The organism is Psychrobacter proteolyticus (genome assembly GCF_038155145.1).
Lineage (GTDB): Bacteria > Pseudomonadota > Gammaproteobacteria > Pseudomonadales > Moraxellaceae > Psychrobacter > Psychrobacter proteolyticus_B.
In genome coordinates this window covers 277,155-292,466 of record NZ_JBAKAY010000004.1, presented here as the reverse complement: position 1 = coordinate 292,466, position 15,312 = coordinate 277,155, and the positions used below count along the sequence as shown (strand labels likewise).

14 protein-coding genes are annotated in these 15,312 nt (G+C 42.9%); 3 read left to right on the top strand and 11 right to left on the bottom strand.

Annotated elements, in window-relative coordinates:
- Positions 1 to 19: 19 nt before the first annotated feature.
- Entirely contained in the window at positions 20 to 418 is a 399-nt protein-coding gene (locus V6252_RS07160; protein WP_341609891.1) for an ACT domain-containing protein, read from the top strand.
- 306 nt (positions 419 to 724) lie between these two features.
- A complete protein-coding gene (locus V6252_RS07155) occupies positions 725 to 1,576 on the top strand; it encodes a restriction endonuclease (protein ID WP_341609890.1) in 852 nt (283 codons plus the stop codon).
- A gap of 149 nt (positions 1,577 to 1,725) precedes the next feature.
- Here V6252_RS07155 and V6252_RS07150 read toward each other — a convergent pair whose 3' ends face one another.
- From V6252_RS07150 to V6252_RS07100, 11 genes are all read right to left on the bottom strand, one after another.
- On the bottom strand, positions 1,726 to 2,121 hold the full coding sequence (locus tag V6252_RS07150; protein WP_341609889.1) for a hypothetical protein: 396 nt from the start codon (positions 2,119 to 2,121) through the stop codon (positions 1,726 to 1,728).
- 164 nt (positions 2,122 to 2,285) lie between these two features.
- The gene (gene tdh / locus V6252_RS07145; RefSeq protein ID WP_341609888.1) at positions 2,286 to 3,311 is read right to left on the bottom strand and encodes an L-threonine 3-dehydrogenase; all 1,026 of its coding nucleotides are present in this window, start codon (positions 3,309 to 3,311) and stop codon (positions 2,286 to 2,288) included.
- A 230-nt stretch (positions 3,312 to 3,541) separates the two neighbouring features.
- Positions 3,542 to 4,732 (bottom strand): glycine C-acetyltransferase, encoded by a 1,191-nt coding sequence (gene kbl / locus V6252_RS07140; RefSeq protein ID WP_341609887.1) that lies wholly within the window; start codon positions 4,730 to 4,732, stop codon positions 3,542 to 3,544.
- A gap of 393 nt (positions 4,733 to 5,125) precedes the next feature.
- Positions 5,126 to 5,329 (bottom strand): hypothetical protein, encoded by a 204-nt coding sequence (locus V6252_RS07135; RefSeq protein ID WP_341609886.1) that lies wholly within the window; start codon positions 5,327 to 5,329, stop codon positions 5,126 to 5,128.
- A gap of 29 nt (positions 5,330 to 5,358) precedes the next feature.
- A complete protein-coding gene (locus tag V6252_RS07130; RefSeq protein WP_341609885.1) occupies positions 5,359 to 6,240 on the bottom strand; it encodes an N-acetylmuramoyl-L-alanine amidase in 882 nt (293 codons plus the stop codon).
- A gap of 28 nt (positions 6,241 to 6,268) precedes the next feature.
- A complete protein-coding gene (locus V6252_RS07125; RefSeq protein WP_341609884.1) occupies positions 6,269 to 7,621 on the bottom strand; it encodes an APC family permease in 1,353 nt (450 codons plus the stop codon).
- Positions 7,622 to 7,778: 157 nt separating this feature from the next.
- Positions 7,779 to 8,558 (bottom strand): MOSC domain-containing protein, encoded by a 780-nt coding sequence (locus V6252_RS07120; RefSeq protein ID WP_341609883.1) that lies wholly within the window; start codon positions 8,556 to 8,558, stop codon positions 7,779 to 7,781.
- Positions 8,559 to 8,793: 235 nt separating this feature from the next.
- Complete coding sequence (rsfS, locus tag V6252_RS07115) at positions 8,794 to 9,207, bottom strand: ribosome silencing factor (protein WP_057758112.1); 414 nt, start codon at positions 9,205 to 9,207, stop codon at positions 8,794 to 8,796.
- Between the two features lie 131 nt (positions 9,208 to 9,338).
- Complete coding sequence (locus tag V6252_RS07110; protein WP_341609882.1) at positions 9,339 to 10,277, bottom strand: nicotinate-nicotinamide nucleotide adenylyltransferase; 939 nt, start codon at positions 10,275 to 10,277, stop codon at positions 9,339 to 9,341.
- Between the two features lie 219 nt (positions 10,278 to 10,496).
- Positions 10,497 to 12,644: a phosphate acetyltransferase gene (gene pta, locus V6252_RS07105; RefSeq protein WP_238069537.1), complete on the bottom strand. Its 2,148-nt coding sequence runs from the start codon at positions 12,642 to 12,644 to the stop codon at positions 10,497 to 10,499.
- A 153-nt stretch (positions 12,645 to 12,797) separates the two neighbouring features.
- Positions 12,798 to 14,030, bottom strand: coding sequence for an acetate kinase (locus tag V6252_RS07100; protein ID WP_341609881.1), 1,233 nt, complete (start codon positions 14,028 to 14,030; stop codon positions 12,798 to 12,800).
- 805 nt (positions 14,031 to 14,835) lie between these two features.
- On the opposite strand from V6252_RS07100, the gene lptM reads away from it, so the two are divergent.
- Positions 14,836 to 15,150 (top strand): LPS translocon maturation chaperone LptM, encoded by a 315-nt coding sequence (gene lptM, locus V6252_RS07095; protein WP_341609880.1) that lies wholly within the window; start codon positions 14,836 to 14,838, stop codon positions 15,148 to 15,150.
- Positions 15,151 to 15,312 lie beyond the last annotated feature (162 nt).

The window sequence follows — 15,312 nt, the reverse complement described above, 5'->3', positions numbered from 1 at the left end:
CAAAATAAGGAAGAATAAAATGTCAGGAATTACAGATATCAATGAGCTATTGAGTTCGATGCAGCCAGTACTGGTTGATGAATTATTTGTGTTTTGTACCGTAAAAGGGCAGCTAGCAGAATACGTAAACCTAGTGCCAATCGCGACGTTTGTAGAGTCAGAGGGGCTGACTCTGGTTTTGACAAAAGACAAGGCTGATGAGGCAGATTTGCATTACGAGGGCGTGTTTCGGCAAATCACTCTGATGGTGCATTCAAGTTTAGAAGCGGTAGGTCTAACCGCAGCCGTGTCAACCAAACTGACCTCAAAAGGTATCAGTGCCAATGTGATCGCTGCCTATTATCATGACCATATATTTGTATCGGATGTTAAGGCGGAACAGGCGTTATCTGCGTTAAGAGAGTTGAGTAATATATAAAGTCTTTTGACGTCTTAGGTTGCTTCGTTAAGATTGACTAAGTTAGTTTGGACTAGTGTTCTACAAATAAAAAAGGTGGGCGCAAAGCTCACCTTTTTTGTGTTTGGGGTTTGGGTTTGAAAGTAGGGGAGCTATTTCCCGCCTTCCGCTTGTATCTGCCAGTCTGGGCTAGCAGTGACGTGGTGTTTTTATTACTGTTTACTGTTTTTGAGAATGATATATCTTTTACGAGTTTTAAAAATATATGCTTCTTTTAGATTAATAATTAAGCTACATTAAACATAGTTCAGAATCGAGAATAACAATATGTCCGATGGTAAAAATTACGAAATTTTCGTACAAAATTTGCAGCAAGCACTTATTAATGCTGAAGAATTTATGTCACAAAAAAACATAGAAATAGAACGAAATAAAAAAATTATAGATAACTGTGGGATAGACCGTGAATTTGACCTGTATTGGGAGTATGAAGTAGCAGGGCTTACTTATAAAACCGTAATTGAATGTAAAGATTATGCGTCCACGATTTCAGTTGAAAAAATAGATGCTCTAGTTGGTAAGATAAAAGATATTCCAGACCTAATACCGGTATTTGCAACAAAAACAGGTTATCAAAGTGGGGCAAAGACTAAGGCTAAGCACAATAAAATTGAGTTACTAATAGTACGAGAACAGAAAGATGAAGATTGGGAGGATAAAGAAGGCAACCCTCTTATTAAGCAGATTAATATTAATATTCAAATTTCTCAACCAAATCTGATAAATAGTATTAAAGCTGAAGTTGATAAAGGTTGGGTAGAAGAAAACCCTCACATTAATCTTGAAAAATATATTGTAACTCCAGAAATGCAAGATAAGGTTTTGATTGAAGATCTCGATAAACAGATGACCTACTCTTTTTTAGAGCTTAGCGATAAATTAAAGCTAGATTCTAGTAGTTCAGGAGAACATTTGCACGAAGAAGTTTTCTTGGATGCATATTTACTAATCGATGGAATCAAAGTGAAATTAAAAAAGTTTAAAATAGGCTACACTAGTTTTGAGCCAGCATTTGTGCCAATTAGAATTGATGACTCCAAGGAGTTACTAGGGGTAATAGAGTATTTATCTAAGAATTCATCTACAGCTATTTTTAAAGATAAAATAATTAAAAACTAGAGATAAATAACTATACAGTTACTATGCCAAGCAAGTAGGTTGAGTAGGGCTTAAAATACACAATGTTTTTAAATTAATAGTCGTAGCAAATAACGTGTTGAGTTTCGTCTCTCGACACTAACTTACAATTATTCGTTATACATTACGTTTCAATAAAACCAATTTGCATTGCGCAGTTTTTCTATATCTCTGTTGCTTGCTTTACGCACCATGCTGGATATTGCACCATTAGCTTGTCCATGATCTAACTTTGTAAGAAAGGTGTTGACCTCAGATTCATCCGCATGAAGGATCATATCTAGATAGTATCGTTGTTCAGCCTTGTTTAATGCGGTTTCTTTAAGCTGAAAAGGTCGATGTAGTGCAGCTTTAAGCAGTATTGCTCTATACTTATCATTTTCAATTACTTCAAAGTCTTGAGCATTTATATCTACGATTACGTTATATTCTGCAAATCCGCTCTCAACAGAAACATCTAAAATGTAAATTCCGTTTTCTATTTTTGCTAGCATACGAAGATCATAAAAAACTATTTTTCTGTCCATGTTTTTTTCCTAATAAGTTGTCCCTTTCTTAGACTCAGCAATCAACTCATGAATCTTAGCACTTCTTAACATCAAAAAAAACGGCACTGAAATCAGTGCCGTTTTATCAGTCGTAATAATTTAAACCCTAACCACGACTTCTCAAATACTGACGCACTACATTATCAATCCCAGCTTAAAATTACCTTACCGCATTGCCCACTTTCCATGATATCAAAGCCTTCTTGAAAGTCATCAATGTGCATGCGATGGGTAATGATTGGCGACAGATCAATACCGCTAATCAGCATTTGCTCCATTTGATACCACGTCTCCCACATCTCACGACCATAAATACCTTTTAAGGTTAACGCCTTAAAAATAATCTTGCTCCAATCCACCGTGGTGGTGTTAGGCAAAATGCCCAAGAGCGCAATTTTAGAGCCGTTATACATGTTACTAATCATCGAATCAAAGGCCTGAGGCGAGCCTGACATCTCAAGCCCAATATCAAAGCCATGCATTTTTAACTCATCGATAGCGCCTTCGATGGTTTCACCCTTGGCTGGGTTGATGGTCATCGTCGCGCCCATTTTTTTGGCAAGCTCTAGACGATAATCACTAATATCACTGACTACAATATTACGCGCCCCTGCGAAGCGGCAAATCGCCGTTGCCATTGACCCAATCAGTCCTGCACCCGTAATTAGCACGTCTTCACCCAGTACAGGGAATGAAAGGGCAGTGTGAGTAGCATTGCCAAACGGGTCCATAATTGCGGCCATCTCATCGCTGATACGCTCATCGAGTTTGATGACATTGTCGGCAGGTATCACCAAATATTCGGCAAACGCGCCATCGCGGTCAACGCCCACGCCGATGGTGTTTTCGCACACATGTAGCTTACCACGGCGGCAGTTACGGCAATGCCCGCAAGCGATATGGCCTTCGCCTGTGACTCGGTCACCTATTTCAAGATGCTTGACGCCATCGCCCATTTCACTAATGACACCGACGTATTCATGTCCGATAATCATTGGCGTTTTTATGGTCTTTTGTGACCACTCATCCCACTTATAAATGTGTAAATCTGTGCCGCAAATGGCGGTTTTTTTAATTTTAATTTTAACGTCATTGATGCCAACCGTTGGTTCTGGCATGTCTTGCATCCAGATGCCTTTTTCGGCATGAGCTTTAACCAGTGCTTTCATAGTTTTCTCTTATTTAACTGCATTTAATTATTGAATCTGGGGTGTGTCCTCATTTTAAAAATGGTGATAAAAATGAGATAAATTGCCGTCAAACGAGGAAAATAGTGCAGATAATATCGAGATATTGACCAACTATTTGACGATGTTTGGCAAAATTTAGCTATTTTTAGCCCATTTAGAGAACGCTCGTTTGAATTGAGGACACGCCCTAGATAAATACCGGACGACGCTTAATCAATCACCTTCATTTGCTTGGCGACTTTGATAAAGGCGGCGATACACTGGTCTAGCTGCTCGCGAGTATGAGCAGCAGAAAGCTGTACACGAATGCGAGCCTCATTTTTGGGTACGACAGGATAGAAGAAACCAATCACATAAATGCCTTCTTCAAGCAGTGCGTCTGCCATCTGTTGCGAGACATTGGCATCATAGAGCATCACCGCACAAATGGCAGACTCGGTAGGCTTGATGTCGAAGCCTGCATCTTGCATTTGCTTCACAAAATAGGCGGTATTTTCATGCAATTGGTCTTGTAGGGTATTGTCTTGCGACAGCATCTCAAACGCTTTTACCCCAGCGGCAGCCACCATAGGAGGAATAGAATTTGAAAATAGATACGGGCGTGAGCGTTGACGCAGCATCTCAATCATTTCTTTTTTACCTGTCGTAAAGCCGCCAATAGCACCGCCAAATGCCTTGCCTAAAGTTCCAGTGATCAGCTCAATATCGCCACGCAGATCAAACAATTCAGTCACGCCGCCACCAGTGCGACCGACCACACCTGCTGAATGTGACTCGTCAATCATGACCATGGCATCATATTTCTGTGCCAACGCATAGATCTCATTCATCGGAGCCACATTACCGTCCATTGAAAACACACCATCGGTGACAATCAAACGAAAACGCTGTGCTTGCGCCGCTTGTAGTTGAGTCTCTAAATCTTGCATATCCGCATTGGCATAACGATAACGCGCGGCTTTACATAGGCGCACCCCATCGATGATTGAAGCATGATTTAATGAATCAGAAATAATAGCATCTTCGCTAGTCAGCAGTGGCTCAAATGCACCACCATTGGCATCGAAACAGGCCGCATAAAGAATGGTATCTTCGGTATTAAAAAACTTAGAAATTGCCGCTTCTAATTGCTTATGCAAATCTTGCGTACCACAAATAAAACGCACCGATGACATGCCGTAACCTGAGTCTTCAATAGCCCCAATAGCCGCCTTTTTAATCTCAGGGTGGTCAGACAATCCAAGGTAATTATTGGCACAGAAGTTAAGCATCTCACGACCATCGGCGATCTTGATGAGCGCATCTTGCGGAGAGGTAATAACGCGCTCGTTTTTATAGAGTCCTGCCGCGCGTATATCGCTGATTTCTTGTTGTAGGTGTTTTTGAAAGGCTTGATACATAAATATTCCTTTTTTAGTATTATTGGTGTTCATTTGATAATAAAGATATTGGGACTGGTCATAGACCTAAGCTATCAAAGCCAAGCTATCAAATCTGCACATCATTCTAGCCATCATTAAAATCAACGATAAAACCAAAGAGGCGGGAAGCCAACGAGATGGTGCGAGCAGTGATACTATCTATAACCCTATGAGCGGTGATTTTATCATTAGCCTATCGCAATAAATAGCCTAAATAGTTGGTAGATAGGCCTTCTTTTATAAAGCTATATAGTGCTGTTTAGTTATAGTATTGGTCTCATAGCGGCTTAGCTATGTCTCAAAATATAAGACATTAACTTGCGCATTTATATATTCTTGAGTAGTAAGCATTGATAAGTACTGTCTATCCAGCTATTCATCTTTGGGGCGCTTCTGAGCCTCAGCGATCAACTCATGAATCTTGGCACTTTCCTTTAGCACACAAGCATCATAGGCAGAAAGTGGCTCAGGTTCTTGTTCCTCTTTCTTTTCCTGTTCGCTTTCTCGCTCTTGTCTGGCTTTTTCTTCTAAATACTTTTGTAGATCATCTTGCTCATCTTGTTGAGAGTTATCCATGGTTTATGTCTCCTAATAGCCTGTATTCTTTAATAAAAATCATCCCGACCAGCATACTTTTTATTTAGTGCCTGCAATATCGCATAGGTTTCGCTATCCATATTCCCCGTTGGTTGCTGCGCTCTAAAGTGCAGCTGAAACGCATAGACGACATCGCGACTGGCTTTGTCCCACGTATCGGTATCGTTGATTTGATAGCCATACTTGCGAAAGGCTTGCTTGATCTCAGGTATCGTGGCCGATGCAAATCCATCTTGATTTATAAAGAACTGCTTATCAAATTCATCATACCAAGCGCCGATACCGTAATCGAAATACAGTCGCTCCCACGGGAATTTGGCACCGGGGTCTATCTTGCGCGAGGGTGCCATATCGGAGTGACCGATGATATTCTTTGGTGAGATGTCATAGCGCGCGGCGATATCTTGCACCAGTTGTGCGACTTTTTTAATCTGCAATTCATTAAATGCCACATAATGCTCATAAGGATGATAGTCGAGCGTGCCATTTTTTAGCGCGTCTCGATATTCAGGCTTGATACCGCTATTGACGATTTCGATGCCGATAGAGGTATCATTTAATATCGTCCGTCCTGCAAAGCCGCCGTCACCAGCATGCCATGCGCGCTCGCTCTCTGGTACAAGGTTGTAGATTTTATCGTCATCATTGTCCAATACTAAATAGTGCGCGCTCACATTGCCCGTGGTCAATGTCTTTATCGATCGCTCATTATCTGAGACCGTATAGTGCAAGACGATGGTTTTGATGCGCTCGCTTTTGCCCGTGGCTTGGTAGCTATCGCTGTCGATGACATACCGCGGTGCTGTCGCTGATACGCAGCCCACGAGCGATAGCGTAAGGCATGATATGAATGCTGATACTAATGCAATCGAGGAAATGTTTTTTGCCATGAAATGCTCTGTGTGGAAATAGTTGCGGTTAATTAACGTTAGGATTGACTGCGATTTTTTTATAACCAATTGCCCCAAGCAGAATAAAGAATCCTAGCAAGACATAAGCATTGAACGACAACGCTGCTGGTGAAAATGGTAGTAGCAATAGCGATATAAAGACCACACTGATTAATACAGAGAGATAATTTAGCAAACCTGCCTGTTTCTTTTTTCGCTCATTGATAAGGTCGGCGGTCGTGACATAAGCAAAGCCAACGGTGATGCCCAAGGACGCCATTGTCACGATATCAAGTAGATAGTTTCTACCTAGCCAAGGAGAGAGTAGGCACACCAAACATATCAATATAACGGTCTTTTGCTTACTAAATTGGTTGTGTTTATCTGTAAATACGCTAGGCAATAATGACGTGTCGCCCATAGATTCTAAGAGCTTAACCGATGACAATATAAAGCCGTTGATGCCGCTCATTATCGAGCCAATCATAGCGATCGACAGTAACCAGATGCCGATACTACCAATCCGATTGTCTATGCCTTCACCTGTCGCCCAGTGGCTGTCTTTGATTGCTTGATAGTCAAAGCTCATGTTCAGCGCGGTAAAGTAGTTGATTAAAAAGTAAAACAACACACCGGCGATGAGTGAAATTAGGATAATGCTTTTGGTCTTGGTTTTTGAATCGCTAATCGCTTTTGAAATCTGCGGTGTGGTCTCAAAACCGACATACGCCCACGGCATAACGGCCAAGATAGGTAACCATGCCAGACTGGTGATAGAACTACTAGACATATCAGTTGGCAAAAACGTTTGGGTAGTTGGTGTCATCCAAAGTGAGGCAAAAAACAGCGCGGTGACTGATAGAATCATAAAGAGGGCGATATAGAGTTGGATTTTTGCGCCGACTCGTACGCCTTTTAGGTTGATATAACTGAACAAAACAATAGCCGCGCTGCATAGGAAAACTTCACTGGCGTAGACTTCCCAACCAGCAATCGTATACAGATAGCCTAATTGTAAGCCGCTAGGTAACAGATAGCGCAGTAGCAAAGCAACGGCTGATATATTGAGCGCGATAATAGAAATATAGCCTATCGTGACGCCCCAACCATAAATATAGGCATGTTTGCGATTGATGTATTTTTCAATCCAATAGATGCCGCCTGACTCGTTCTCTGGCGTTTGGGTCAGCAAATTAATATAGGCACGTGCAACCATATAGATGGCTAAAGTACCGATAATAATAGCGACAGAAGAGCCTAATAGCTGTGATTGCGGTAAAAACAAATCGCCTGGCATGACATAAGCACCCCAGCCGATAATCGCACCGACGCTAATCGCTATCGCTTGTAGGTAGCTGATACTTTCTGTCTTTTCACTCATGGAGTGCTCCTTCACGATCAAAGATGGAGAAGAAGAGAGTGTTTATTACGGAACTGACATAGAACATGAAAAACCTTGTGACGCCATTACGCAGGGTAGTGGCTATCTTTTATAAATAGAAAAGTCATATTAAAGGTTTTTGTTGAGTGTTACCTTTTCAATCCTGTTGGATTTTTTTAGCCAGAACCTTTTTCCAACTGTCCTCTAAACAGTCAATCGCGAGCCACGGTTCAATCATATTGGCATCAAACTTTTCTTTTGAGTTTGCCAGTTGCCATAACGTCTCTAATGTCGCAAACGGATAAGGGCGCTTAATCAAATTTACGGGTAAGTCAGCGTCTATAACGCCATCACGTACAACTTGGAAATACCAACCAGAAATACCTTGCTTGCTGACCCATGCCGCGATATTTGGTACTTTGGTAAATTGACCAATTTGATCGTTAATTTTGTAGCAGGGGCGGCGTGGTTGGACGATACGTAGTTGAACGCTAGTATCATCATTACTAGTGTCTTGACCGTTTTCAAAATGTCCACCATATTGAAAAACATCACCAATACAAACCGTAGATTCGGTCATTTCAGGCAAACCATCGACAGCTTCAGTCGTAAGGTTTTCGCCCAATGTACCGACGCGCACTTTCAGGCCAAACTCTGCATTGATTTTTTCATACGTCGCAGGCGCTAGCTGATGCACGGCTTTGAGTGGGCCACCATGATGTTTGCGGTCAGCCTGTTCATCAGTGGTTAAGCCCATAAAGTTGACGGCGACAGGAGATTTGATAGGTGCTTTATCAATGGCGCTCATTTCTTCACGGGAGAATGGCATAGACTTACCAGCGCGAACACAAGTGAGGGTAGCGATATGTAGGGGCAAGTCTTGGTTAAAGTCTGTTGAAGTTTGCTCAGGTGATGACGTGTTCGATTCTGCGCTCATAAGGTTTCCTAATAGATAGAATGAATAGGCTAAGGCGGCTTAATTTTGGCGGTTTAACTTTAGCGGCTAATAAATAATAATATGAAATGAGCTTATCTGTACTCAATGATTTATCTGATTATACTGGTTCACAACCATAAAATTTACATAAAAAAAGACCAGAATAAGTATTCTGGTCTTTTTGATGGAGCGTTTCTTAATTTTGAACGAGTAACGAGTATCGTCACTGATAAGCTTATTTGTTTTTGTTACGACGACCCGCAGTTTTCTTTTCGCGCGGTGTAGCAACTAGCTCAGCCAACTGTTCAGGTGATGACCATAGGCCTTCTAAGTCATAAAACTCACGTGCTTGCGGCGTCATCATATGGACGACAACTGCGCCCAAATCGATCAACGTCCAATCAGAGTCGATGCCGCCTTCACGGCCAAGTGGCATAAAACCAGCTTGCTTAGCTTCAGCGCCGACGCTATCAGCCATCGCACGTACATGACGCTTTGAGGTACCATCAGCAATGATGATGCGCTCTGTTACGTCAGTCAACTCTTCTACATTCATTACAGTGATGTTCTTTGCTTTCATATCATCTAGAGCGCTTTGTACTAGGGTCAAGCATTCTGTTAGGCGTTCTGCAGTCATGGTGTTGGTCATAAATTTTAATCTCTTGAATCGTAAATATGTAAAATAAAGGGGTAAAACGTCAATTTGTCTTATCCGACTGATCATATGTTGTCAGTCACGCATAGAGACAGGATAGGCAAAATGACATAGATAAGGCGATTTTAACGGAATTGAGCAGCAGAATATAGCTGATGGGCGATAATATATTGATAAACAGCAGGATTTAGCCATTTAGCTAATGGATTAGATTCAGTATTGCTAATGATATCATTTATTGATGCTATAGATGCGATTTGCCGTTGAGCGACTGGCATTTTATTTGTTTGATCGTCTAATTTCTGTAGTTGTTCACGTATCTGTGTGCTTGATACCGCAGTAATGGGTCGCGGATCTATATAAATGCGTCCTTGATTGGCGTTTTTCAAGTCAGTGTTATTTGAGTTTGAGTTCGAGCTATCTGTTAGTTGCTGAATGGTTGGAGTTAATAGCTCGATAGGTGAATCTGTTATATGAGGCTGCAATGACAACGGCAATTGCGTTTTTGAAAAAGCAATATCTTGTAAGGACTTTGTATGGTTTTTAGAAGATATAATACTGTCAGAAAATTTATCGCTAATGCCATCACTCACATCGGTACTGCTCTGACGATTAAACACCCATAGATTGACATGGTCGGTGAGACGCAAGCCATCTTTCCATTTATCTAAACTATGGGCGCTGTCCATACCCATAATAAATAACAAACTGTCATTAGGATATTGCTTTCTTAATGTGCGTACGCTGTCGATCGTATAGACGGGCGGCGCTTGCCACAGTTCCAGCTCATTGATCTGTATCGGTGTATTCTCTGTCGCTAGTTTTAGCATGTTTAAGCGATGGCTAGGGTCTGTACTTTGCGTCTTAAATGGCGAGCGTGCATTGGGTAATAAGGACACATGCAGTGTGCGCTGTAGCCGCGTTGCGATTGGTAGTAGGTGCTGATAGACAGACATTGCTACTTCTAAATGACCATTATGTACTGGATCGAACGAGCCGCCAAGATAGGCACGAATGGCAGGTGCAGGGGCTTTTTCTTGAGGGCTGTTGCTCGTATTTGGCATAAATAAATGTATAAAAGTAGATAGGGCGCATGTGGTCGTTGATGTCCCTTGCTCTTTTACTGTCTGGCCTTTTTAGGTTAAATGATTTGATGATAGCGCTATTGTAGAGGGCAGACGAGCATCTGTCACCACTGTCTGTCACAGAGCACCAATAAAAAACCGACCATCATAATGATAGTCGGCGTTGTATAGAACTTTAATTAGTGAGCCTTACAGCGATTAAATCAAATCGCTATACGCTTGGATAGCGGTTAACGCGATAGTATAGACGATATCGTCGACCAAGGCACCACGTGATAAATCATTCACGGGTTTATTCAAGCCCTGTAGCATAGGGCCGACACTGACGACGTTGGCACTACGCTGTACTGCTTTATATGTGGTGTTACCAGTGTTGAGGTCAGGGAAGATAAAGACGTTGGCTTGTCCAGCGACAGGTGAATCAGGTGCCTTTTGTTTACCAACGCTCATGACAGACGCCGCATCATACTGTAGCGGGCCGTCGACCTTGAGGTCTGGTGCACGCTCGCGAACGATTTGGGTGGCACGGGCGACTTTTTCGACATCTGCGCCTGCGCCTGATGAGCCAGTAGAGTAGCTGATCATCGCAACTTTTGGGTCGATACCAAAGGCAGCAGCAGACTGTGCTGATTGAATGGCAATCTCTGCCAGCTCTTCAGCATTAGGATCTGGATTGATCGCACAGTCACCATAGACGACCACTTGCTCAGGTAACAGCATAAAGAATACTGACGACACGAGCGAATATTGCGGCGCGGTCTTAATCAGCTGGAATGCTGGGCGTACCGTGTTGGCAGTGGTATGAATCGCACCTGAGACCAGACCGTCGACTTCGTCTAGTTGGAGCATGATAGTACCCAAATAGACCGTGTCTTTTAGGTATTCAGCAGCAACTTCCGCAGTGGTTTTACCTTTACGGCGCTCTACGACGGCGGCGATATATTTACTCATATCGAGGTTATCAGGATCGATGATCTCTAACCCTTCAGGTAGCGTTAGATCACGGTTTTTGGCCACTTGCTCAACTTCACTACGCTTAGCAAGTAATACGCAATTGGCGATACCACGACTTTGACAGATACAGGCCGCTTCGACCGTACGTGGTTCCGCGCCTTCTGGCAGCACAATACGTTTTTTGGCGTGCTGTGATTTTTTGACCAACTGATGGCGAAACGCTGATGGTGACAGACGCGGCTCATGATTGCGGCTGAAGTATTCTTTAATCCAGCTCAGGTCCAAATGCGCTGCCACATAACGAGCCACTTCATCAGCACGTTCTGTATCATCACTTGGAATCTCAGAACTCATATGCATGAGACTCTGTACCGTCTCGTAGCTATCGCTTTCGACACTCATGACAGGTATACCAGTTTTGAGCGCTGACTGCCAAAGCTCAGCAACTGTATCGCTTGGGGTAATGCCACCTGTCAACACCAGACCTGCCAATGGAATTCCATTGATACAGGCCAATCCAGCAGCCAACAGCAAGTCATCACGGTCGCCGGGCACGACCATTAACGTACCACGCTTAAAGACTTCATTGACGCGCGCCACTGAACGAGCGGTTAGGCTGATACGATTGATACGACGTGTCTTTGCTTCGCCAACATTTAACCAAGTCGCATCGAGCTCTGTTGCGATATCCCATGTACGAGGCACAGACAACGAGTCACTAAAAGGGACAACCCCGATAAGGCGGAATACTTCGGTATTAAACGAAGGCGATAGACGCTGAACCTCTTGCAGGAAGTTCGGATCTAAGCTGACAACGGCCTCACCCGGCGCGACAGGCTGATTGTCAAAGGTGTTCGGCACGTCTTGTACACGCATCAATATCACGCCTAGCGTACGTGAATCGATGACACCACCAAACTCACGAGCATGGACATCCAGTTTGTCTGCTAAATAGGCAGGTTTACTGATATCAGCGGTACTGACAAATATAATCTTGGCATCGAGCGCGTGGGCAAGCGCACGGTTGATTTGTGAAGCATAAGAGGTCTCGGTGGTTGGCACCAGACCTTCACAGATAATCACGTCATGACCATCATCGATTGTATGAAAATTGGCAATCACTTCTTCCATCAAGTCATCAAGATTGTCATCGCCTAGCATACGCTCGACGTGTTGACGGCTGATAGAGTCAGGCGGATTTAGGCCAAATGCGTGCATGGTCAATGCGCTTGAGCTGTCTAAACTGTGCTGCTTGTCTAGCGTATCATCTTGCAAAAACGGCTTCATAAAGCCCGCTTTGATACCGTTGTAATCAAAGGCACGGATTAGCCCTAGCGCGGCCGATGTCACACCGATACCGCGACTAATGGGAACAAGTAAAATGGTTTGCATAATGTGTCCTACAATTTATTTTATTTTAGACGTCGAGTCGTTTTGAGCAGCATAAGCAGTGCAGTATAAAAACACGAAGCGCTTTATTTTATTTGTTCTCGGCTTTTTATAAGCTTCTAGAACGATAAGCGCTAGGCATTATAATCAATAGGCTTATACTAAGTTCAATGCTTGACGAGTCTCTTGAGCGATGCGGTATTCTTCATCTGTAGGAATAACCCACAGCTCGACACTGCTACCTTCTGCTTGGAAGCTGCCTTCTTGGCCACCGTACAATCCAGCGTTCTTTTCAGCGTCCATCTTGATACCGAAATGACGCATGACGGCTAAAATACTTGCGCGCGTGGTGACAGAGTTTTCGCCGATACCACCAGTGAAAACAATACCGGTGAATTCAGGTAGTGCACAGCTTAAGCTGGCGAGGTATTTACCAGCGCGGTAGCAGAACATCTCAATGGCGAGCTGCGCATCTTTATGGCCTTCGCTCGCAGCTTGCTCAATAGTACGCAAATCGTTTGATAGACCAGAGATACCAAGCAGACCACTTTCGCTATTTAGCATCTTATCTGTTTCTTCTAGACTAATACCGAGCTGACGCTTTAGATGCATATGTAAGCTTGGGTCGACATCGCCGCTACGTGTGCCCATCATCAGTCCCTCAAGCGGGGTCAGACCCATACTGGTATCGAGACTTTTGCCATCATATACGGCGGTTGCTGAGCAACCATTGCCTAGATGCGCGGTAATCCAACCGTGAGGACCTTTTGCTTCAGTAACCTGGCTAGCACGTTCTGAGACGTAGGCATGAGACGTACCATGGAAGCCGTAACGACGGATTTTATGCTCTTCGTATAGATATTTTGGCAACGCATAGCGGAAGGCGACAGGAGGCATGGTTTGGTGAAAGGCGGTATCAAATACCACAACTTGTGGAATATCAGGATAAATAGCTTGAACCGCTTCAATACCCAAAGCATTTGCAGGGTTATGTAGTGGAGCCAGTATCTTTAGACGTTTTACTTCCTCTAACGCATGCTGATCAACGCGAACAGCTTGAGAGTATTCACGGCCGCCATGTACCACACGGTGCCCGACTGCGATAAAGTGATATTGCTCTAATATCTCTAGGATTTTTTGTAAGGCGAGTTTGTGACTACCACCAGGAATAGAGATCTCTAACTTATCGCCATTTAGCGTGGTGTGTTTGATACGGGCTGTATCGAGACCTAAGTTTTCGGCAAGACCGGTGATACGAGTAGAATTGTCATCGCTAATCAACGCGTATTTGATAGAAGACGAACCGCAGTTGAGGACTAAAGTGGGACTGGTTAGGGTTGATGTTTCACTGTTCTTATCATCAAAAGTGGTGCTTAGGTTGGCGCTCATACTCTATCCTTAGATTGGTTTTTATAAAGGGCAAATCAATTATATCGTTCGTTTGATACAAAAAAGACGTCTATTGCCACGTCCTGTTTTATTATCATCAAATGCTACATCGCTGATATCTCAAGTGCTGTAGTAAGGGACACTGAGATGTGATGTCATTATTATATGGAATTGATGAAGTCGATAACCGCCGAGTAAATAAAAATCAGCCATATCTATGCTGATCATATCAAGCAAGTATATTGGCGATTTTATTTATACTTGGGCTACTATTTCTGACAGTGCTATGCATCCATGCTTATGAGGTAATGCGTCTGCATCTCAGGCTAGCATCCTATTGCCGCCGCAAACTGGGAATATAATGTAACACATTTTTGTTTCTACACCACGACAGGGGCAAGGTTTAAAATGTGTGATTAATAAATGGCTAAATACAGAATAAATCAATTATATTCAGGGAGTTATAGAACTATAAATGGATAACTTGTATGGGCTACATAGCAGGGCTATGACTCACAAAATTGTAAGAAATATTGTCGAGACACCCATATGTCATACATTCATATCTAAGCTCGCAGACGATATTACTATAAAAATTCGACTAATGTTCTAGAAAATATCCAACATCACGCAAATTTATTCACCAATCATATTCAGTATCCGTACAGCTTTATGTAATAATGCTATGATGAAAATGGTCATAACGACAGTGCTTTAACTGCTGGTTTGGCTGTCCGTTTGTTTTTTATTTATCACGATTTACTATCGCCATTATGCCGTCGTAAGCTCACAGGTTATCTATTATATGTCTACTATACACAGCCCCTCAGCAGCCAAGCATGCTAGCTCATTCGCTCGTACCAGTCGTCAGGCTGTCGCCACTTTATTTATTGGCAGTGTGGTTATGCTAGGATTGTCAGGCTGCGGGCAAAAAGGCGATCTATATCTGGCAGACTCTAGTAGTCAAACGATAGAGGGCAGTGCGACTATACTTGATAGTACTAGCCATCCACAAGATGCAGCCTTTGCGGGTATCGACGATAATAACTATCAAAAAAACCGCTACCTAGAAGAGCAAATGGTGCTACCTGAGCCTAGTACTGATCCCAACGACTATTAACTGCCAAGCTATTAATTACTAGATTAATAGTTGCTAGGCTAATAATCGCTAAGCTGAGCCAATGGATAGCGGTTAGGTGCTTTTTAATTAACAGTTTAATTAACTGGCGATTCTTTACTGCCTGATTGACTACATAGCTTTAGAGTTTTGCTACCTAAATTT